17 protein-coding genes are annotated in these 19,104 nt (G+C 71.9%); 9 read left to right on the top strand and 8 right to left on the bottom strand.

Features of this window, described 5'->3' with window-relative positions:
• Window positions 1–17 precede the first annotated feature (17 nt).
• Window positions 18–572 (bottom strand): PH domain-containing protein, encoded by a 555-nt coding sequence (locus IFU19_RS09745; protein WP_055936592.1) that lies wholly within the window; start codon window positions 570–572, stop codon window positions 18–20.
• A gap of 118 nt (window positions 573–690) precedes the next feature.
• Window positions 691–1,473 carry a biotin--[acetyl-CoA-carboxylase] ligase gene (locus tag IFU19_RS09740; RefSeq protein ID WP_192013542.1) on the bottom strand — a complete coding sequence of 261 codons (783 nt, stop codon included), beginning with the start codon at window positions 1,471–1,473 and terminating at the stop codon, window positions 691–693.
• Window positions 1,474–1,632: 159 nt separating this feature from the next.
• On the opposite strand from IFU19_RS09740, the gene IFU19_RS09735 reads away from it, so the two are divergent.
• Window positions 1,633–3,222 carry an acyl-CoA carboxylase subunit beta gene (locus tag IFU19_RS09735; RefSeq protein WP_191926318.1) on the top strand — a complete coding sequence of 530 codons (1,590 nt, stop codon included), beginning with the start codon at window positions 1,633–1,635 and terminating at the stop codon, window positions 3,220–3,222.
• A complete protein-coding gene (locus tag IFU19_RS16455; protein WP_192013540.1) occupies window positions 3,219–3,467 on the top strand; it encodes an acyl-CoA carboxylase epsilon subunit in 249 nt (82 codons plus the stop codon). Before IFU19_RS09735 ends, IFU19_RS16455 begins: the two co-directional genes overlap by 4 nt.
• Before the next feature lie 241 nt (window positions 3,468–3,708).
• Here IFU19_RS16455 and IFU19_RS09725 read toward each other — a convergent pair whose 3' ends face one another.
• The 4 genes from IFU19_RS09725 to IFU19_RS09710 all read right to left on the bottom strand — a co-directional run bounded on the left by IFU19_RS09725 (window position 3,709) and on the right by IFU19_RS09710 (window position 7,972).
• Window positions 3,709–4,743 carry a hypothetical protein gene (locus IFU19_RS09725; RefSeq protein ID WP_082509295.1) on the bottom strand — a complete coding sequence of 345 codons (1,035 nt, stop codon included), beginning with the start codon at window positions 4,741–4,743 and terminating at the stop codon, window positions 3,709–3,711.
• Window positions 4,740–5,996, bottom strand: a complete 1,257-nt coding sequence (locus IFU19_RS09720) for a sensor histidine kinase (RefSeq protein ID WP_192013539.1) — start codon at window positions 5,994–5,996, stop codon at window positions 4,740–4,742. The genes IFU19_RS09725 and IFU19_RS09720 overlap by 4 nt, the downstream gene beginning before the upstream one ends.
• A complete protein-coding gene (locus IFU19_RS09715) occupies window positions 5,989–6,657 on the bottom strand; it encodes a response regulator transcription factor (protein ID WP_055834424.1) in 669 nt (222 codons plus the stop codon). Before IFU19_RS09715 ends, IFU19_RS09720 begins: the two co-directional genes overlap by 8 nt.
• 61 nt (window positions 6,658–6,718) lie before the next feature.
• A complete protein-coding gene (locus IFU19_RS09710) occupies window positions 6,719–7,972 on the bottom strand; it encodes a class I SAM-dependent RNA methyltransferase (RefSeq protein WP_192013538.1) in 1,254 nt (417 codons plus the stop codon).
• 153 nt (window positions 7,973–8,125) lie between these two features.
• Here IFU19_RS09710 and IFU19_RS09705 point away from each other — a divergent pair, with 153 nt between their 5' ends.
• Window positions 8,126–8,773 carry a Maf family protein gene (locus tag IFU19_RS09705; protein ID WP_191915184.1) on the top strand — a complete coding sequence of 216 codons (648 nt, stop codon included), beginning with the start codon at window positions 8,126–8,128 and terminating at the stop codon, window positions 8,771–8,773.
• A gap of 77 nt (window positions 8,774–8,850) precedes the next feature.
• Window positions 8,851–10,617 (top strand): ATP-binding protein, encoded by a 1,767-nt coding sequence (locus tag IFU19_RS09700; RefSeq protein WP_055834416.1) that lies wholly within the window; start codon window positions 8,851–8,853, stop codon window positions 10,615–10,617.
• A 289-nt stretch (window positions 10,618–10,906) separates the two neighbouring features.
• Here the strand turns inward: IFU19_RS09700 and IFU19_RS09695 are convergent, their stop codons facing one another.
• Window positions 10,907–12,367 carry an NAD(P)H-quinone dehydrogenase gene (locus IFU19_RS09695; RefSeq protein WP_192013537.1) on the bottom strand — a complete coding sequence of 487 codons (1,461 nt, stop codon included), beginning with the start codon at window positions 12,365–12,367 and terminating at the stop codon, window positions 10,907–10,909.
• Between the two features lie 90 nt (window positions 12,368–12,457).
• Here IFU19_RS09695 and IFU19_RS09690 point away from each other — a divergent pair, with 90 nt between their 5' ends.
• The 3 genes from IFU19_RS09690 to IFU19_RS09680 all read left to right on the top strand — a co-directional run bounded on the left by IFU19_RS09690 (window position 12,458) and on the right by IFU19_RS09680 (window position 16,210).
• Window positions 12,458–13,291, top strand: a complete 834-nt coding sequence (locus IFU19_RS09690; protein ID WP_192013536.1) for a purine-nucleoside phosphorylase — start codon at window positions 12,458–12,460, stop codon at window positions 13,289–13,291.
• On the top strand, window positions 13,288–14,994 hold the full coding sequence (locus IFU19_RS09685; protein WP_192013535.1) for a phospho-sugar mutase: 1,707 nt from the start codon (window positions 13,288–13,290) through the stop codon (window positions 14,992–14,994). Before IFU19_RS09690 ends, IFU19_RS09685 begins: the two co-directional genes overlap by 4 nt.
• Window positions 14,995–15,220: 226 nt before the next feature.
• A complete protein-coding gene (locus tag IFU19_RS09680) occupies window positions 15,221–16,210 on the top strand; it encodes a hypothetical protein (protein ID WP_192013534.1) in 990 nt (329 codons plus the stop codon).
• 175 nt (window positions 16,211–16,385) lie between these two features.
• Here IFU19_RS09680 and IFU19_RS09675 read toward each other — a convergent pair whose 3' ends face one another.
• The gene (locus tag IFU19_RS09675; RefSeq protein ID WP_249405403.1) at window positions 16,386–18,359 is read right to left on the bottom strand and encodes a BglG family transcription antiterminator; all 1,974 of its coding nucleotides are present in this window, start codon (window positions 18,357–18,359) and stop codon (window positions 16,386–16,388) included.
• A 122-nt stretch (window positions 18,360–18,481) separates the two neighbouring features.
• Between IFU19_RS09675 and IFU19_RS09670 the strand changes: the two genes are divergently transcribed.
• Together IFU19_RS09670 and IFU19_RS09665 are read left to right on the top strand one after the other, a co-directional pair.
• Window positions 18,482–18,808 carry a PTS sugar transporter subunit IIB gene (locus tag IFU19_RS09670; protein WP_055834402.1) on the top strand — a complete coding sequence of 109 codons (327 nt, stop codon included), beginning with the start codon at window positions 18,482–18,484 and terminating at the stop codon, window positions 18,806–18,808.
• A 20-nt stretch (window positions 18,809–18,828) separates the two neighbouring features.
• Window positions 18,829–19,104 carry an HPr family phosphocarrier protein gene (locus tag IFU19_RS09665; protein ID WP_055834397.1) on the top strand — a complete coding sequence of 92 codons (276 nt, stop codon included), beginning with the start codon at window positions 18,829–18,831 and terminating at the stop codon, window positions 19,102–19,104.

Raw genomic sequence — 19,104 nt, 5'->3', positions numbered from 1 at the left:
GGGAGGCGCCGCTCGGGTCAGACGTCGACCGAGCCCGAGCCGAACGTCTGCGAATCGCGGTGCGCCAGGATCTGATTGACCTCGACCTGGTCGACGAGGGTCTCGTGCACGAGCACCGCGTTCGGGATGTTCTTCATGCGCAGCGCCGGCTCCACGCCGTTCGACAGCGACAGGGTTCCCGCGCCCCACAGGCGCTGCAGGATGCCGCGCCGCATCTGGATCGCGTAGCCCCGCACGTGCGAGATCTCGCGGTGGTTCGCCCCGAACGGTCCCGAGCGTTCGATCACCCGGCGCGTCGTGATGGTCCAGGTGTGCGAGAGCCAGACGAGGAACGGGATGACCACGAGCAGCAGCACGAGCGCGCCGGCCGTCGTCAGCAGCATCCAGTTCTCGTACGGCGCCGGGAGGTTGTCGTAGAAGTAGGCCGTCGCCCCCGCGACCGCGATCAGGACGAGGGCCGACCACGTCAGACGCCGCGCGTGCGCGCGCAGTCGCGCGATGCGCAGTTCCGGCGCGGCGGTGCCCGGCGCCGGCGTGCGCGGGCGCCCGATCGAGCTGGTCGGCTGGGTCACGTTCTCATTGTGCGGCGTGAGCCGCGTCAGACCCGTCGCACACGCGGAACGGCGACGGGGTCATCGCCCGTGCGCCCTCGCGTCCGTCGGCGCGCGTGCCCGTCGGCGCGCGTGCCCGTCAGCGCACGTGGACGACGTCGCCGGCCGAGACGATCGTCTCGATCGTTCCGGATTCGACGACCAGGCGACCATCCGCGTCGAGGCGCGACGCGCGCCCTCGCACGCTCGTTCCGTCGGGAAGCGAGACCGTGACCTCGCGCCCGATCGTCGTGCACAGCTTCTCGATGTCGCGGTGCACGCGCTCGGCTCCTCCCGACGACAGGTGCGACAGCAGGTCGTCGAAGTGCTCGACGTAGTCGGCGAGCAGGCGGTCGTCGTCGCACTCGGCACCGATCGCGGCGAACGAGGTGGCCGTGGTCACCGGCAGATCGGCACGGCTCATGCGCGTGTTGATCCCCGCGCCGACCACGACCGTGTCGAAGGTCCCCGGCACGGCCTCGGCCAGGATGCCGCAGATCTTGCCGCCGTCGACGAGGACGTCGTTCGGCCACTTGAGCTCGGCGGTGCCCCCGTGACCGGTCAGCTGGGTACGGATCGCCCGCGTCATCGCGGCGCCCGCCGCGAGCGGCACCCAGCCGCGCAGCGCGAGGGGGATCGTCGAGGCGTCGACCACCAGCGACACCGCGAGCGCGGTCCCCGCCGGCGCCGTCCACGACCGGTCGAGCCGCCCGCGCCCCGCGCGCTGGTCGTCGGTCACCAGCAGCGACAGATGGGGCCATCCGGCCGGATCGTGCGTGACCGCGGCGACGACGTCGGCGTTCGTGGAGTCGGTGGTCTCGACCACCTGGACACGGGGGCTCCGGGCCGCGGTGCGCGGGTAACCGTCTGAGGGAATCGCCATGCACCACACCCTAGGGATCCCGCCGGATCGGGGCACCCGTCTTGCGCGTCGGCGCGTCACCGGGCAGGGACGGCGGTGGACGGATGCCACAGCACCCCACGGTTTCGCTTGTGCGTACCCTCCAACGCCGGTGCCGTCGCGGTCGCTAGGGTGGAAAGCGTGACCGACCAGCCCGATCTCTTCACCACCGCCGGCAAGATCGCGGACCTGCGCACCAGGTTCCAGGAGGCGGTCGTCGACGCCGAAGCCGCCGCCCGCGACAAGCAGCACGCGAAGGGCAAGCTCACCGCGCGCGAGCGCCTCGAGATGCTGGTCGACCCCGGCTCGTTCGTCGAACTCGACGAGTACGTCCGCCACCGCACCACCGCCTTCGGCATGGACAAGTCCCGCCCCTACGGCGACTCGGTCGTCACCGGCACCGGCACCATCCACGGCCGCACCGTCGCGGTGTACGCGCAGGACTTCTCGACCTTCGGCGGGTCGCTCGGCGAGGTCGCCGGCGACAAGATCATCAAGGTGATGGAGCTGGCCCTGCGCAGCGGCATCCCGATCATCGGCATCCTGGACTCCGGCGGAGCGCGCATCCAGGAGGGCGTCGTGGCCCTCGGCAAGTACGGCGAGATCTTCCGCCTGAACACCGCGGCCTCGGGCGTCATCCCGCAGATCTCGCTCATCATGGGCCCCGCCGCCGGAGGGGCCGTGTACTCCCCCGCCCTCACCGACTTCGTCATCATGGTCGACAAGACCAGCCAGATGTTCGTCACCGGTCCCGACGTGATCAAGACCGTCACCGGCGAGGACGTCGGGATGGAAGAGCTCGGCGGCGCACACACGCACAACACCCGCTCGGGCGTCGCGCACTACCTCGCCGACGACGAGGACGACGCGATCGACTACGCGCGGAGCCTCATCGGCTACCTCCCCGACAACAACCTCGCCGAGATCCCGGTGTACGACACCCCGTTCGAGTTCGAGACGACCGATGCCGATCGCTCGCTCAACACGGTCATCCCCGACTCCCCCAACCAGCCGTACGACATCCACACGGTCATCTCCGGGCTCGTCGACGGCGCCGACTTCCTCGAGGTGCAGCCGCTGTTCGCCCCGAACATCGTGATCGGCTTCGGCCGCATCGAGGGACGCACGGTCGGCATCATCGCCAACCAGCCGTCGCAGATGGCGGGCACCCTGAACATCGACGCCGGCGAGAAGGCCAGCCGGTTCGTGCGCTTCTGCGACGCGTTCTCGATCCCCATCGTCACCCTCGTCGACGTCCCCGGCTACCTCCCCGGCACCGACCAGGAGTGGACCGGCGTCATCCGCCGCGGTGCGAAGCTGCTGTACGCCTACGCCGAGGCCACCGTGCCGCTGGTGACGGTGATCCTGCGCAAGGCCTACGGCGGCGCCTACATCGTCATGGGCTCGAAGCAGCTCGGCGCCGACATCAACCTCGCCTGGCCCACCGCCGAGATCGCCGTCATGGGCGGTCAGGGCGCGGTCAACATCCTGTACCGCGGCGAGATCAAGCGCGCCGAAGAGGCCGGCGAAGACGTCGCCGCCGTGCGCACGCGCCTGGCCAACGAATACACGTACAACGTGGCATCGCCGTTCCTCGCCGCCGAACGCGGCGAGCTCGACGGGATCATCGAACCGGCGCAGACGCGCGTGTCGATCGCCAAGGCCCTGCGGGCCCTGCGCAACAAGCGCGCGAGCCTGCCCGCCAAGAAGCACGGGAACATCCCGCTGTGAGCCGGCCGAGCACCGACGCCGGGATCGACCCCGGCGCACCGCGCGCCGTCGCCGAGGTCGTCCGCGGCACCCCCACCGAAGAGGAGCTGGCTGCGGCGGTCGTCGTGGTCAGCGAGGCCTACCTGCGCGAGGTGGCCGACGCCACGGTGCCCGAGACCGCGACGCGCTCGCGGTGGGAGCTCTCGGCGCGCGGGCTGCGCCGGCCGCTCGACCGCATGGCCGGCTGGAACGGATTCACCGCCTAAACCTCGGAAGTGTCCCCCGAAATGCCTACAGACGACGGTGGGACAGCTGTCGAATACTGGAGGAGCTGGAACGCATCATGCGTTCGGTCGGACCGCTCTGAGAGCCGGTTCCGGCTTTGCGGGCAGTTTTCGGGTAACTGTCCGCCCGGGTGAGGGGTCGGCGATCACGCCGCCCCTCACCCCTCGGTCTTCTCGGTGCACGTGCGTCGGCGGTTCCCCCCTCCGCCCCCGGCCCCGGCTGTCAGCGGGGTCGGCGGATCTCCCGCCAGAGGTCGACCTCATCGTCGTCGCCGGAGCCGCCCTCGCCGCGGGAGCGCCCGACGACCGTCACCGCCACCTCGTGGTGCGGCGACGTGCGGATGATCAGGCGCTCCGAGACGGCATCGCTGAGGACGGATGCCAGTTCCGTGCGGATGTCGTCGAGGTCGGCCGCGCCGAGCCCCGCGAGCCCACCCTCGTCGAAGAGGTTCACCACGGCCCCGCGCCTGCGCGCAGCGTCGATCTCGGCGCGGACGCCGTCGTCGAGAAGGCGTGTGCCGCGCAGCTCGTCGCGGAGGCTGGCCTCGGCGCGGCGCGCGGCGGCCTTGTCGGACGGCCGGAGGTTGCCCCCCGACTCGATGGTGCGGGCCAGCACGGGGCCGGCCGCCTGCAACGCCCGCTGCACGTGGATACGACGTTCCCGCTGCCGTCCGCTCTGCGAAGCCTGCCAGGCCGACGCGGCCTGCTGCAGCTCCGCGAGATGGTCGGCGTCGCGGGCCGTGCGATCCAGAGCGATCATCACGAGCTGGGCGGCGGCGACCCAGACCAGCGAGCCGACGAGACCCAGGCTGAAGGCGGCGAGGGGTCCGAGCCAGAACGACGCCGACAGGGTGAGTACCGCCATGCCGACCCACGCGACGATCGGACGCCGACGGATCATGATGATGGTCATCAACGCGCCGATGGCGCCGATCACCCAGGTCACGAACGGTTGCGTCCGGCCCGCCTCGGTCACCGCGAAGAAGGTCGCGTTGGGGACGACGACGGCCGCCAGCATCGCCAGCGCCACGCCCCAGTTGGGCACGCGCCGCGCCACCCGCGGTTCGGCGGACTGCTCGGGGGTGCCCGTCCCGATCGCGAAGACCCATAGCCACGTCACCGGCAGGTACAGCACGAGCGCGGCCACGATCAGCCACCCGCGTTCGACGGTGTCGGGCTCGGTCCACAGCAGACCGCGCGCCGCGAGATAGGCGGTGAAGGCGAGGGCGATCCCCGAGAGGATGGAACGGACGGTCACCAGCGGTCACCGCTCTCCCACTCGAGCGTGACGGTGGTGCCCGTCGGACCCGACTCGATGTCGCTGCGTCCCCCGACCGCCGTCAGGCGGGCGATGATCGAGCCCCGGATGCCGAGACGATCGGGCTGGATCGAGTCGAGCGCGAATCCGCCTCCGGAGTCGCGCACGCGCACGGCGACGCCTCCGGGCGCAGCATCACCGGTGAGCTGGACGGTCAGCCCCTGCGCATCGGCGTGCTGCACGGCGTTCGCGACGGCCTGCATCGCCGCGAGCACGAGCGCACGGGCCACGCGTCCGGGCACGCGGGGAGTGCCCTCCTCGACGCGGCGCGCCACCTCGATCTCCACGCCCAGGTCGCGCGCGGCGATCTCGATGTCGTCGGCGAGCCTCGAGGCGGGGACCGGCTCGTCGCTGCCCTCGAGGGCGTCCTTCTCGGCGTTGGCCAGACGCGTGAGAGCCTCACGCGCCATGCTGACCGCGAGGGTCCGCTCCCGCGGGGTGCCGGCGCGCTCCGCGGCCAGCAGAGCCCCCAGCACGCTGTCGTGCATCAGGGCCGCCACCGCGATGCGCTCGTGCTCGCCGGCGGCGGTGGCCGCCGCGGTCGCGTAGCTCGACACCGCGAGCGTGCGAGCCTGGTCGACGTTGGCCGCGATCGAGCGGTACATCCACGCCAGGGTGAGCAGCACGCTGCCGAGGATCAGCGCGAACGACACGTCGAGCAGGATCGGCACGATGAACTCGGGCCGCCCGCCGGCCTGCACCAGCCGGACGACGCCGAACAGCAGAGGTGCGGCGATCGTCCAGGCGATCTGGAACGGCAGCGGGAAGGCCACGACCGCGGCGACCGTCGCGACGTTGACGAGGTAGAAGATCCACGGGTTCTCGGTGGGCACGGGGGTCGGACCGCCGGCCGTGGCCACCGGCCAGAGCGCCAGCGCGACCAGGAAGAGAACGGCGAAGACCCCCGAGAAGATGCGGGCGAAACGCCCCACCGCGCACGCCACGATCATGGCGACGAGCGGCACGAACACGCCTACGACGAGGGGCAGATGCCATCCCGCGGCCTCGTCGCCCGGGACGAACGCGGCGACGAACGCCTGCGCCCCCAGGACGAGGGACGCCGGTCCCACGATGATCGTGAGCACCCGCTCGATGCGGGTCTGCGTGAAGGAACCCGTGTCGGCTTGGACCTCACGAGTGTGGGGGATGCGCCCCCACGCTTCGTCCAGGACCGACCGGTCGTTCTCACCCATGGCCCGCGGGGGCGTCGGGCGCGTCGTGCAGGATGCCGTCTTCCATGGCGCGCCGCAGCAGGTCGACCTTGGTCGGCGCCGGGCGTCCGACCTCGACGTACTTCACCCGCACGCGCGTGATGTTCTCTTTCGCTGTCGAGTACGCCACCCCGAGCCGCTCCGCGACGGCTTTGAGCGGCAATCCGGCCGCGTACAGCCGCAGGACCTCGCGCTCGCGCGCCGACAACTGGGCATCGGCGAACTCGCGGTCGCCCTCGACAGCGCTGGCCCACTCGACGTTGTCGAGCAGTTCTCCGCGGGCGACCACGGCGATGGCGCCCAGGACCTCGTGCGTCGGAGACGACTTGCTCACGATGCCGGCCGCTCCCGCGGCGAGCGCCTCGCGCACCGCGGCGGCACGATCGGCGACGCTGTGGATGATGACGCTGGAGCCGTCGCGCACGACGCGGTCGACGTTCTCGGACACCGTGGTGCCGTCGCCGAGGGTGAGGTCGAGCACGACGACATCGGCCGGCGACGTGGCCGAAGCGCGACGCCAGGCGAGGTAGGACGAGACGTTCGCGCCGGAGAAGACCACATCGGTGGCTTCGGTGCGCGTCAGTGCGGCTTCGAGTCCGAGCCGGACCGACTCGTGATCATCGATGAGGGCGACGCGCGTCATTGGTTCATCGTATCCATGCGGAGGTGCCGTGCGAGGGCTTGCAGACCCGCCGATCGGCGGGTCATCGGCGAAGAACGGCCACCGCTTCGACGTGATGCGAGTGGGGGAACAGGTCGACGCCACGGATTCCGCGATCGGCGCGATACCCCAGGTCGGCGAATGTCGACAGATCGCGGGCCAGGGCCACCGGGTCGCACGCGACGTAGACCACCGTCGAGGGGGCCAGGGCGGCGATGCCCTCGACGACCTCGCGGCCCGCCCCCGCGCGCGGCGGGTCGAGCAGCACCACGCCGCGCCCGAGGCGCTCGCGTTCGCGCTCCGAGGCGTCGGCGGCGAGCTTGGCGACGAAGCGGTCGGCGCGAGCCGTCTCGGCGCGCGCACCGATCCACTCGGCCAGGTTCTCGCCCGCGTGCTCGGTGGCGCGCGGGTCGGACTCCACGCTGACGACACGCGTCGAGGGGCCACCGAGATCGCCGAGGGTGGCGGCGAACAGACCGACCCCGCCGTACAGGTCGAGGTGCAGCGCCTCGGGATCGAGCCCGCCGATGGCCGCGATCTCTTCGGAGACCAGCGAGGCGAGGGTGCGCGCCGCGAGGCGATGCACCTGCCAGAAGCCGCCGGCGTCGACGCGGAACACGCGATCCCCCACGCGCTCCTCGACGACCTCGGGCGCGGGACGCGATTTCACGCCGTCGGGACGCACGAGCACGCGGACGCGGCCGTCGGCCGGCTGGACGAGATCGATGCGACCCGGCTCACTCCCCCGCAGTGCGGCAGCGGCGCGGGCGACCTCGGCGGTGGCGAGGGGCAGGTCGGGCGTCTCGATCACGCGATGCGAACGGGCGGCGTACGCGCCGACGCGGCCGCTCTCGTCGACGTGCAGGCTCACGCGGGTGCGCCACCCCGTGCCGTCGGCGGACTCGGGGTCGGCGTCATCGCCGGCGGAACGCACCTCGACCGGGAGGTCGAGGCGACCCACGCGCTCCAGGGACTCGCGGATGACCCGCTCCTTCAACGCGCGCTGGTGCTCGAGGGCGATGTGCCCGAACTCCGCACCGCCGGGACGCTCTGCCGGATCGACGTCGATATCGGCCGCCGCCCACACGTGCGGTCGCCGGTCGGCTGCGGCGTCAAGCACCTCGACGGCCTCGGCACGCCAGAACGCCTTCTTGCGCGTGTCGGTGACGCGCGCGCGCACGCGCTCGCCGGGCAGGGTGTCGGAGACGAACACCACGCGCCCCTCGTGCCGCCCGACGAAGACGCCGCCGTGCGCGATACCGGTGATGTCGAGATCGATGAGGTCGCCGTCGTGCATCCTCCGAGCCTGTCACATGCCGCCGGGACACCGCGCGGGGCCGGCGCCGCGGACGGAGCACCGGGAGCCTGTCGAACGGCCGGGGCGGTGGCGACGGCCCCGACGGGTCGGGTGCCGCCCGGCGGTGTGCCCGCACGTGGGTAGCGTGGACGCATGCGCGTGTGCCTGGCATCCACTTCCCCCGCCCGACTGATGCTGCTGCGCCAAGCGGGGATCGAACCCGAGGCGCGCGCGCCGCAGGTCGACGAAGAGGCCGTGATCGCCGAGGTGGAAGCCGCCGAGGGGCGACGCCTGCCCGCCGCCGAGCACGTGCTGCTGCTCGCGCGGCGCAAGGCCGCCGACGTCGCTCAGCGCCTGAGGGCCGACGATCCGGACTTCGAGGGCTTCGTCATCGGGGGCGACTCGATGTTCGAGCTCGGCGACGAGATCCTCGGCAAGCCCTACACGCCCGAGGCGGCGACCGCGCGCTGGCGCGCGATGCGCGGACGCACCGGGGTGCTGCACTCGGGGCACTGCGTGTTCCGCCTCTCCCCCGGCGCCGCGCCCACCGAGGCGTCCGCCGTCGCCGAGGCCTCGGTCACCTTCGCCGACGACGTCGACGACGACGAGATCGCGGCCTACGTCGCCAGCGGCGAACCCCTGCTGGTGGCCGGGGCGTTCACCGTCGACAGCCTGGGGGGCGCGTTCATCCGGGAGGTGCAGGGCGACCCGTCGACCGTCGTCGGGATGTCACTGTCGACCGTGCGCCGCCTGGTACGCGAACTCGGCGGCTCGTGGACGGACCTGTGGAACCGTTCGTAGACTCCCGCACACGTTTTTCGGCGTTTCTTGTCGAGGAGGGTCAAAAGGGAGGGGGGACCCCTCGCTAGGCTGGGAGGATGCCGAAGATCGCCAAGGTCCTTGTCGCCAACCGCGGCGAGATCGCCGTCCGAATCATCCGTGCCGCCCGGGATTCGGGCAAGGCGTCCGTCGCCGTCTACGCCGACCAGGACCGCGACGCCCTGCACACCCGCCTCGCCGATGAGGCCTACGCCCTCGACGGCGCCACCAGCGCCGACACCTACCTCTCCATCGACAAGATCCTCTCGATCGCCCGGCGCTCCGGCGCCGACGCCGTGCACCCCGGCTACGGCTTCCTCGCCGAGAACGCCGACTTCGCCCGCGCCGTGATCGCGGCGGGGCTCGTGTGGATCGGTCCGTCCCCGGATGCCATCGAGGCCCTGGGCGACAAGGTCACCGCCCGCCACGTCGCCGAGAAGGTGGGCGCCCCGCTCGCCCCCGGCACGCCCGGTCCCGTCTCGGGCGCCGACGAGGTCATCGCCTTCGCCGAGCAGGTGGGGCTGCCCATCGCCATCAAGGCGGCGTACGGCGGCGGCGGACGCGGGCTCAAGGTGGCGCGCGAACTCGACGAAGTGGCCGAGATGTTCGAGTCGGCCACGCGCGAGGCCGTCGCCGCCTTCGGCCGCGGCGAGTGCTTCGTCGAGAAGTACCTCGACAAGCCGCGCCACGTCGAGACCCAGTGCCTGGCCGATGCGAGCGGCAACGTCGTCGTCGTGTCGACCCGCGACTGCTCGCTGCAGCGTCGCCATCAGAAGCTCGTCGAAGAGGCGCCGGCGCCGTTCCTCACCGACGCGCAGAACGAGATCCTCTACACGGCATCCAAGGCGATCCTGCGCGAGGTCGGCTACGTCGGTGCCGGAACCTGCGAGTTCCTGATCGGCGCCGACGGCACCATCTCGTTTCTTGAGGTCAACACGCGCCTGCAGGTCGAGCACCCCGTCTCGGAAGAGGTCACCGGCCTCGACCTCGTGCGCGAGCAGTTCCGCCTCGCCGAGGGCGAGGAGCTCGGCTACGACGACCCCGCCCCGGTCGGCCACTCGATCGAGTTCCGCATCAACGGAGAAGACCCGGGCCGCGGGTTCCTGCCCCAGCCCGGTCCGATCCACGTCTTCAAGACGTTCGGCGGCCCCGGTATCCGCCTCGACTCGGGCGTGACCGCGGGCGACAGCGTCTCGGGCGCGTTCGACTCGCTGCTGGCGAAGATCATCGTGACCGGCCGCGACCGCGCCGAAGCGCTCGAGCGTTCGCGCCGTGCGCTCGACGAGTTCGAGGTCGCCGGCATGCCCACCGTGCTCCCCTTCCACCGCAAGGTGGTCCGCGACCCCGCCTTCACCGCCGAGGACGGCACGTTCGGCGTCTTCACGCGGTGGATCGAGACCGAGTTCGACAACGACATCCCCGCGTGGGACGGCGAGCTCGAGGCTCCCGCCACCGCCGCCGGCCGGCACACCGTCGTCGTCGAGGTCGCGGGCAAGCGCCTCGAGGTGAGCCTGCCCGACCGCATCTCGGCCGCCGCTCCGCAGGTGGGCCGCCCGGCCGCGGCCCCGCCGTCCCGACGCTCGCACGCCGCCTCGCCTGCCGCCGGCGCCACGGGCGACGCGGTGAAGTCGCCCATGCAGGCCACGATCGTCAAGGTCGCCGTCGAAGAGGGCCAGCAGGTCGTCAAGGGCGACCTGGTCGTCGTTCTCGAGGCGATGAAGATGGAGCAGCCCCTGCAGGCCCACAAAGACGGAACCGTCACCGGCATCGACGCCACCGCCGGCACCACGGTGTCGGCCGGGCATCAGCTGCTGCTGATCAGCTGACGCGCACCGCATCCGTTCGACGCCGCATCCCTCTCGGGGTGCGGCGTCGTCGTTCCTCGCGGGGTCGGTTGGTGCGCGGGGGTGCGCCCCGCCGCGACGTACGCCGAGCGAGTGACGCGAGGGTCCCACATCCGCATAAACGCTGATCCTGCGGAGAAACGCTCACACACCCCGTTTATGCGCAGGAACGGCGTTTATGCGTGGCTGCGCGCGGGACGAGCGCGGGCTCGGGCGGGGCGCGCGGCGCGCAGCGGGGGACGGATGCCGCGGAGCGCGGCATCCGGAAGGCTCAGTCCTCGCCGGGATCGTCGCGGTCGACGATGTGCATCGCGCGCGCGGCGTCGGTGATGCTCGAGGTCAGAGACGGGTACACCGCGAAGACGCGGGCGACCTGGTCGACGGTGAGGCGGCGCTCCACGGCGATCGCCAGCGGGTAGATCAGCTCAGAGGCCTTGGGCCCGACGATGACGCCGCCCATGACCGTTCCACTGCCCTGCCGGGCGATGATCTTGACGAAGCCGTCGGTGATGCCCTGCATCTTCGCGCGCGGGTTGGCCGAGAGGGGGAGCTTCTTCACGACGCCCTTGAAGCGTCCCTCGGTCACGTCCTGCTCACTGAAGCCGACGGTGGCGATCTCGGGGGCGGTGAAGATGTTGGCCGTGATGCGGCGGGTCTCGAGCGGGATGACGATGTCGCCGAGCGCGTGGAAGATGGCCTGACGCCCCTGCATCGACGCGACGGTTGCCAGCGGCACGAAGTTCGTGCAGTCGCCGGCCGCGTAGATGTTCGGCACCGAGGTGCGCGCGACGCGGTTGACGCGGATGTTGCCCCCGGGCGTCATCTGCACACCGGCCTGCTCGAGACCGATGCCGGCGGTGTTCGGGATCGAGCCGACCGCCATCAGACAGTGGCTGCCCTCGATCGTGCGTCCGTCGGCGAGGGTGACGAGCACGCCGTCACCGGTGTTGACGACCGACTCGGCCCGCGCCTTCGCCAACAGCGTCATGCCGCCGCGCTGGAACACGCGCTCCAGCACGGCCGCGGCATCCTGGTCCTCACCGGGCAGCACCTGATCGCGGCTCGAGACGAGCGTGACCTTGGCACCGAGGTTCATGTACGCCGACGCGAACTCGGCGCCCGTGACGCCCGAGCCCACCACGATGAGGTGCGCGGGCACGGACTTCATGTTGTACAGCTGCGTCCACGTCAGGATGCGCTCGCCGTCGGGCTGCGCCGAGGGGAGCTCGCGCGGCGAGGCGCCCACCGAGACGACGAGCGTCTCGGCCTCGATGCGGTCGAAGTCGGTGCCGCCGGCCTCGGTCGAGACCACCACCGCGGAACCGCCGTCGAGACGGCCGTGACCCGAGATGATGCGCACGCCCGCCTCGAGGAGCGAGCTGCGCATGTCATCGGACTGCTGACGGGCCAGCGAGAGCAGGCGCTGGTTGACGGCGGCGAGGTTGATGGCCACCTCGGGGGTGAGGGGCTTGCCGCGGTCGTCGCGGGCGAACAGCTGCACGCCGAGGTCGCTCGCCCCGCGGATCGCGACGGCCGCATCGGCGGTGGCGATGAGGGTCTTCGAGGGGACGACGTCGGTGATGACGGCCGAACCGCCCACGCCCGCGCGCTCCACCAGGGTCACGTCGGCGCCCAACTGCGCGGCGGACAGGGCCGCCTCGTAGCCGCCGGGGCCGCCCCCGACGATCGCGACGGACTGCTTGCGCTCGAAGCTCTGCACCATGGCATCCATTGTGTCAGCGTCGTCTGCGTCGGCGACACGCGAACGACCCGTTGTGCCCGCGTCTGGCCCCCGGGGCTCCGCGCTTTCTAGAGTGGAGGCATGTCCAACAGCACTTCTCACCCGCTCGATGACCCGGCGGTCGACCCGTTCGAGGTCGCCACGGCCGCAGCGGCCGACATCGCCCGCCTCTCCGGGGTCGAGCACCACGACATCGCCGTGACCCTCGGGTCGGGGTGGGGACGCGCCGCCGAGCTCATCGGCGAGGAGACGGCGTCGTTCCCCGCCACCGAGGTCGTCGGTTTCTCGAAGCCCGCCCTCGAGGGGCACGTCGGCACGCTCCGCAGCGTCCGCACCCCCGGCGGCAAGAACGTCCTGGTCATCGGCGCGCGGACGCACTACTACGAGGGTCACGGCGTACGCCGGGTCGTCCACAGCGTGCGCACGGCCGCCGCCACGGGGGCGACCACGATGATCCTCACCAACGGCGCGGGCGGCATCCGCGAGACGTGGACGCCCGGGCAGCCCGTGCTCATCAGTGACCACATCAACCTCACCGCCGACTCCCCGCTCGAGGGTGCGACCTTCATCGACCTCACCGACCTGTACTCGGCGCGGCTGCGCGCCATCGCGCGCGAGATCGACCCCACGCTCGACGAGGGCGTCTACACGCAGTTCCGCGGTCCGCACTACGAGACCCCGGCCGAGGTGCAGATGGCGAAGACCATCGGCGGACACATCGTCGGCATGTCGACGGCCCTTGAGGCGATCGCCGCGCGTCAGACCGGCATGGAGATCCTGGGCTTCTCGCTCATCACGAACCTGGCCGCCGGCATCCAGCAGACCCCGCTGAGCCACGCCGAGGTGCTCGAGGCCGGCCGCGAGGCCGAGCCCGTGATCTCGGCGCTGCTCGCGCGCGTGATCGGCGCGCTGTGAGCGCGTACCTCGACGCGGCCCGCGCGTGGCTCGCGCAGGATCCGGATGCCGTGACCCGCGACGAGTTGTCGGAGCTCATCGCCCGGGTGGAGACGGGAGATGCCGAGGCCGAGGCCGATCTGGACGACCGCTTCTCGACCCGCCTGGCGTTCGGCACGGCGGGCCTGCGCGGAACCCTCGGCGCCGGCTCCAACCGCATGAACCGCGTGCTCGTCGCGCAGGCTGCGGCCGGATTCGCCGCGTACCTGCTCGAGCATCGCCCCGGAACGCCGACCGTGGTTGTCGGCTACGACGGGCGTCGCAACTCCGACGTCTTCGCGCGCGACTCGGTCGAGATCTTCACGGGAGCGGGGCTGAACGCCATCCTGCTCCCCCGCATGCTGCCCACCCCCGTGCTCGCGTTCGCGGTGCGTCACCTGGGCGCCGATGCCGGCGTCATGGTGACCGCCAGCCACAACCCGCCCGACGACAACGGGTACAAGGTGTACCTCGGCGGCGTCGACCAGGGGGCGCAGATCGTGTCGCCCGCCGACGCCGAGATCGCCGCCCACATCCAGCGGATCGCCGACGAGGGCAACGTCACGGTGCTCCCCCGGTCGGTGGGCTACGCCAACGCCCCCGAGTCGGTCGTCGACGCCTACGTCGCGGCCACCGCGGCCGTCGCCCCCGCCCCCGCCCCCGCGGGGGCCGCGGGCCTGCGGTGGGTCTACACCGCGATGCACGGCGTCGGGTGGGAGACCGTCTCACGCGTGCTCGCCGAGGCGGGGTACCCGCAGCCCACGGTCGTCGAGGCGCAGATCCACCCCGACGGGCGGTTCCCGACCGTGGCGTTCCCCAACCCCGAGGAGCCGGGCGCGATGGACCTCGCGTTCGAGACCGCGCGCGAGGCGGACGCCGAGCTCGTCATCGCGAACGACCCCGATGCCGACCGCCTCGCCGTCGCGATCCCCGACGCCGAGGCCGGCTGGCGCCGCCTGACCGGCAACGAGATCGGGCTGCTGTTGGGCTGGCGCGCGGCGCGGGCCGCGGCGTCCGCGCGCGACGAGTCTGCGCACGACGCCCGGGACGCGGACGCCGGGGCCCCGGTATCCCTCGCCTGTTCGCTCGTGTCGTCGCCGGGCCTGCAGGCGGTCGCCGAGCACTACGGACTCGACTTCCACTCCACGCTCACCGGCTTCAAGTGGATCTCGCGGGCACCGGGCATCGTGTTCGGCTTCGAAGAGGCCCTGGGATACCTCGTGAACCCCGGCACCGTGCGCGACAAGGACGGCATCTCCGCCGCCGTCGCGCTGCTCGAGATGGCGGCCGATGCCCGCGGCCAGGGCCGCACCGTCGCCGACCTGCTGCAGGAGTTCCGCGACACGTTCGGCGCGTTCGCGAGCGATCAGATCTCGATCCGCGTCAGCGACGTCAGCGAGATCGGCGGGATCATGGCATCCCTCCGCGCCCAGCCGCCGTCCGCGATCGGCGAGACCGCGGTGACGCGCATCGACGACCTGCTCGACGGCGTCGACGGCTTCCCGCCGGGCGACGTGCTGCGCCTGTGGCTCGACGACGGCTCGCGCCTGATCGTGCGTCCCAGCGGCACCGAGCCCAAGCTCAAGCTGTACCTCGACGTGCGCGGCACGTCGGCCAAGAAGGCGACCCGTCGCCTCGCCGCGCTGCGCGCGGGGGCGGAGGCGTTGCTGGTGTCGATGCGCTGAGGGGCGCGGCGCGGGGCCGGCGCGGCGCGGGGCCGGGCGGCGCGGCGGCGCGGCGCGAACGGGGCGCGATCGGTGCAACGGGGCGGTCGATGATCGCCCCGTTGCACCGATCCCGCCCCTATCCCGAGCTCCGCACGGTTCCTCCCCCGCGGGCAGGTTTGCGGCGCCGTCCCCAGACGGCCCGATCTGTGCGAGAGCAGCCCCGCGCAGAAGACACAGTGGGTCGATGGACCCCCACGCCGTGCCGCTTCTTCGACGTGCCGATCTGGTCGAGCGCGGATGGCACTCCCGCCGCGTCCGGCGTGAACTCGACGTCGGGTTCCTGCGCTCCATCCGCCCGGGGATGTACGCCCGGGCGGCCGACGTGGATGGGCTCAGCCGCGAAGAGAAGATCGTCGTGAAGGCTCGTGCGCTGGCCCGCACGAGCGGGTCCCCGCCGGTGTTCTGCGGACTCACCGCCGCGGCTCTGCTGGGGCTGCCCTGCCTGCGAGACGACGGCGGTCTGCACGTCCTCACGGCCGAATCGCGCCCGAGCTCCGGCGCGGGGGTGGTGCGCCATCGCTCCCTCACCGAGGGGACGGAGCTGGTGGAGGTGGAGGGGCTGCACTGCACGCCTCTTGCACGCACGATGGCGGATGTCGCGCGCGCGGAGACGCGAGAGGTCTCGGTCAGCATCGCCGATGCGGCACTGCGAGCTCGGGCGTTCTCTTCACCCGGCCGGTACGACTTCGATGACGCGGAGCGCCTCCGCGAAGAGGCGTTGAGCTGGGCGCGCACGTCGCCCCGGGGTCGTCGCGCCGCCGAGAAGGTGCTGCTGTTCGCCGACGGGCGCGCCCAGCTGCCCGGTGAAAGCGTGAGCCGTCTGCGGCTGCACGACCTCGGCTTCGCACCGCCGTCGCTCCAAGTCGGGGTTCCCGGACCGCACGGCAACACGTATTGGGTCGACTTCGGCCTCGACGATGTCGCCGCATGGGGCGAGTTCGACGGTCGCGTGAAGTACCGGGGTATCGCGGCGGCCGAAGGCAAGACCCCTCAGCGCGTCATCGAAGAAGAGAAGCGCCGAGAGGACTGGATCCGCGGGACCACGCGGCGCCACGTCATCCGGTGGGGCTGGGAGGATCTCGGCGACGCGGCCACGCTCGGCCTTCGCCTCGCGGCCTTCGGCATCACTCCTCCGCGCGGCGGGGCGCAATCGGTGCACCGGGGCGCGCAATGACCGCCCCGTTGCACCGAACCCGCCCCACACCAGGCGACGCCGCGCGGCACGGCACGGCGGCGCGGCACTGCACGACACCGCGCGGCACGGCACGGCACCGCACGACACGGCGCCGCACGGCACGGCGGCACGGCACGGCACGGCACGGCGCCGCACGGCCGAAGGGGCCGATGTGTCAGCCGTCGATCACCGCGACCAGCTCGTCGAGGAACGCGGGGAAGCTCGTCGCCTTGCGCACGATCCGCTGCACGCTGTCACGCTCGCTGAAGACCTCGACGAACTGCTCGAACACCGTCTGGAACGCCTCGCGGTCGGTCTCGCTGAACGCCACCAGCGCCACGACCTGCACGCGGCCCTCTCCCCAGGTGATCGAGGGGTCGGCGATGCCGATCGCGATGCGCGTCTGCGTCGCGGTCATGCCCATCGCGTGCGGCACGGCGAGGGCGTCGGTGAACGCGGTCGACGAGATCGCCTCGCGCTCCACGGCACGCACGACATAGGCGTCGTCGATCACCCCCTGCTCCACCAGCAGCCCGCCGAGGAGCCGGATGACGCCGGCCTCGCCGTCGGTGGCATCCAGGCCCCGCACGAACGCCCCGGGCGCGAAGTACCGCTCGAGCTCGGCGCGCAGCCGCGCCAGGCGACGCCCGCGGCGGATGCGACCGGCCGCAGCCTGCACGCGCTCGACGTCGGCGTCGGTGAGGAAGGGCTGGATCCGCACGAAGCGGTCACCGGGGCGCGGCGGGTCGATCGTGGTGAGCACCAGGTCGGTGTCGATCGCGTCCCAGGCCGGGTCGATGCGCGTCTCGACACCGACGACCTCGATGGCCTGCCCGAGCGAGCGGTCGACGCTGGAGCGCAGCAGCTCGTGCAGCTCGTAGTACCCGGGGCACACGATCGTCGCCGTCAGCAGCTGGTCGGCGCGACGGCTGCGCTCGAGGCGCCCGCCCACGTGCATCGCGATGTAGGCGATCTCGTCGTCGAGGATCGGAATGCCCAGGCCGTCCTGCAGTCCCTTGGCGATGTAGACGGCGACCTCGAAGATCATCGGGTACGTCGACTTCAGCGAACGGGTCAGGGGGTTGCGCGACCAGGCCTGCTCGCGCGAGCGGTGCAGCAGGTTCTGCACGTGCAGCGCGAGGCGCAGGATGAAGTCGTCGTGCGCGATGTCGACGAGGAACTCGGATGCCGCGTTCTCGACGACCCGCCGCACGGCCACCTCCACCGCGGGGTCGAGGCGCGAGCGCACGTCGTCGACGGCCGGCGAGCCGGGGGCGACGATGCGCGTGAGCACAAGGGTCGCGAGATGGCGCAGGTCGCCGGAGCCCAGTTGCACGCCGATGTGCTTGAGCGTCAACCGGTCGAGCAGCGCCGCCACGGCGGCGGCGGCGTCCGACGAATCGCCGCCGGGAGATCCCAGCGCGCGGTCGCGGGTGGTGCGGTCGGCGGCGATGGCGATGTGCATGACGACGTCGCCGATGCCGATCTCGTTGACGTAGTACCCGAGGGATCCGAGTTCCGACACCAGCTCGGCCTTGAACGGTCCGAAGGCGCGCGCACCCACCGAACGCTCCCCGAGCGTGCGCCGCAGGGCGTCGAGGTCGAAGTGCCCGGCATCCATCTCGTCGTGCGCGAGCTTCGAGAGCAGTCGGCGCTGGGCGACCTCGGTGCCGCGGAGGCGGGCGGTGGATGCCGAGCGCTCCAGGGTCAGTTCGGTGCCGCCGAGCAGGCCGCGCACGCGCGACAGATCGGCTTCGAGGGTCGCGGCGCTCACGTGCAGCGCATCGGCGGTCGCGTAGACGTCGATGCCGTCGGCGGAGTCGAGCAGGCGCCGCACGAGGGTGTGGAGGCGGTCGCGGGGGGTTCCGGCATCCGATCCCGAGATCGCCCGCAGCGCAGCGGCCGCGTCGGCTCCCGCGCGGTACCCGAGCGGGCCCGATTCGATGGCGGCGCCTCCCGCCACGCGCGCGTTGACGGCCGTCACGTACGACCGGACGCTGCGCGGGGTGACGCCCAACGCATCGGCCAAGGACGCGGCGGTCGACCATTCCCCGTCCCGCAGCAACAGGGCCAGCAGGCGGTCTTGGCGAGCTTTCGTCGTCACGATCCGTCCTCCGCGCCGCACCGAGTGTGGCAGCGCTCCCTCCATCCAACCACGCACCCCCTCCCCCGGCGCGGGTGGGCGGCATCCATGTTCCGGGGGGTGGGAAACGAACCTGGTTGTCTGCTGGGAGCGCGGTGCGGACAATCGAGAGGAAGAAAGGCCGGTCGATGAGGATCCTCGTGGTGTGCGGAGCGGGTGCGTCGAGCACGTTCGTCGCGCAACGCGTCCGTCATGCTGCGCAAGACAAGGGCCTCGCCTACTCCGCCTCGGCGGGAACCGTCCGCTCGTTGCCGATCGACCTCGACCAGGCCGACATCGTGCTCGTCGGACCGCACCTGGCCGCAGACCTGGAGCGCATCCGGCAGGACGCCGCCGCACGGGACGTCCTGGTCGCCCTGCTCCCCGACGACGTCTTCACCGACCGCAGCGGCATCCGCACGCTCGCGCTCGTCGAAGAGGCCCTGCGCGCCCGCCCGGGCGCGGACACGATCTGAGACCGACGGAAAGGATCCCCATGCCCCACCTCACCCGCACCGTCCGCATCGGATCGACGCACGGGCTGCACGCGCGCCCCGCGAAGCTCTTCGCCCAAGCCGCGAAGGACTCCGGCATCCCCGTGACGATCGCCAAGGACGCGGGCGCCGCGGTCAACGCCGCCAGCATCCTCGGCATCATCGCGCTGGGCCTCGAGTACGGCGACTACGTCACCCTCACCGCCGACGGCGACAGCGCCGAGGCCGTCATCGACCGCCTCAGCGAACTGCTGACCACCGACCACGACACCGAGTAA

The sequence above is a fragment of the Microbacterium sp. CFBP 8794 genome (assembly GCF_014841235.1).
Lineage (GTDB): Bacteria > Actinomycetota > Actinomycetes > Actinomycetales > Microbacteriaceae > Microbacterium.
Note: the sequence above shows the minus strand (reverse complement) of the source record. Positions and strands in the feature narration are given on the sequence as shown.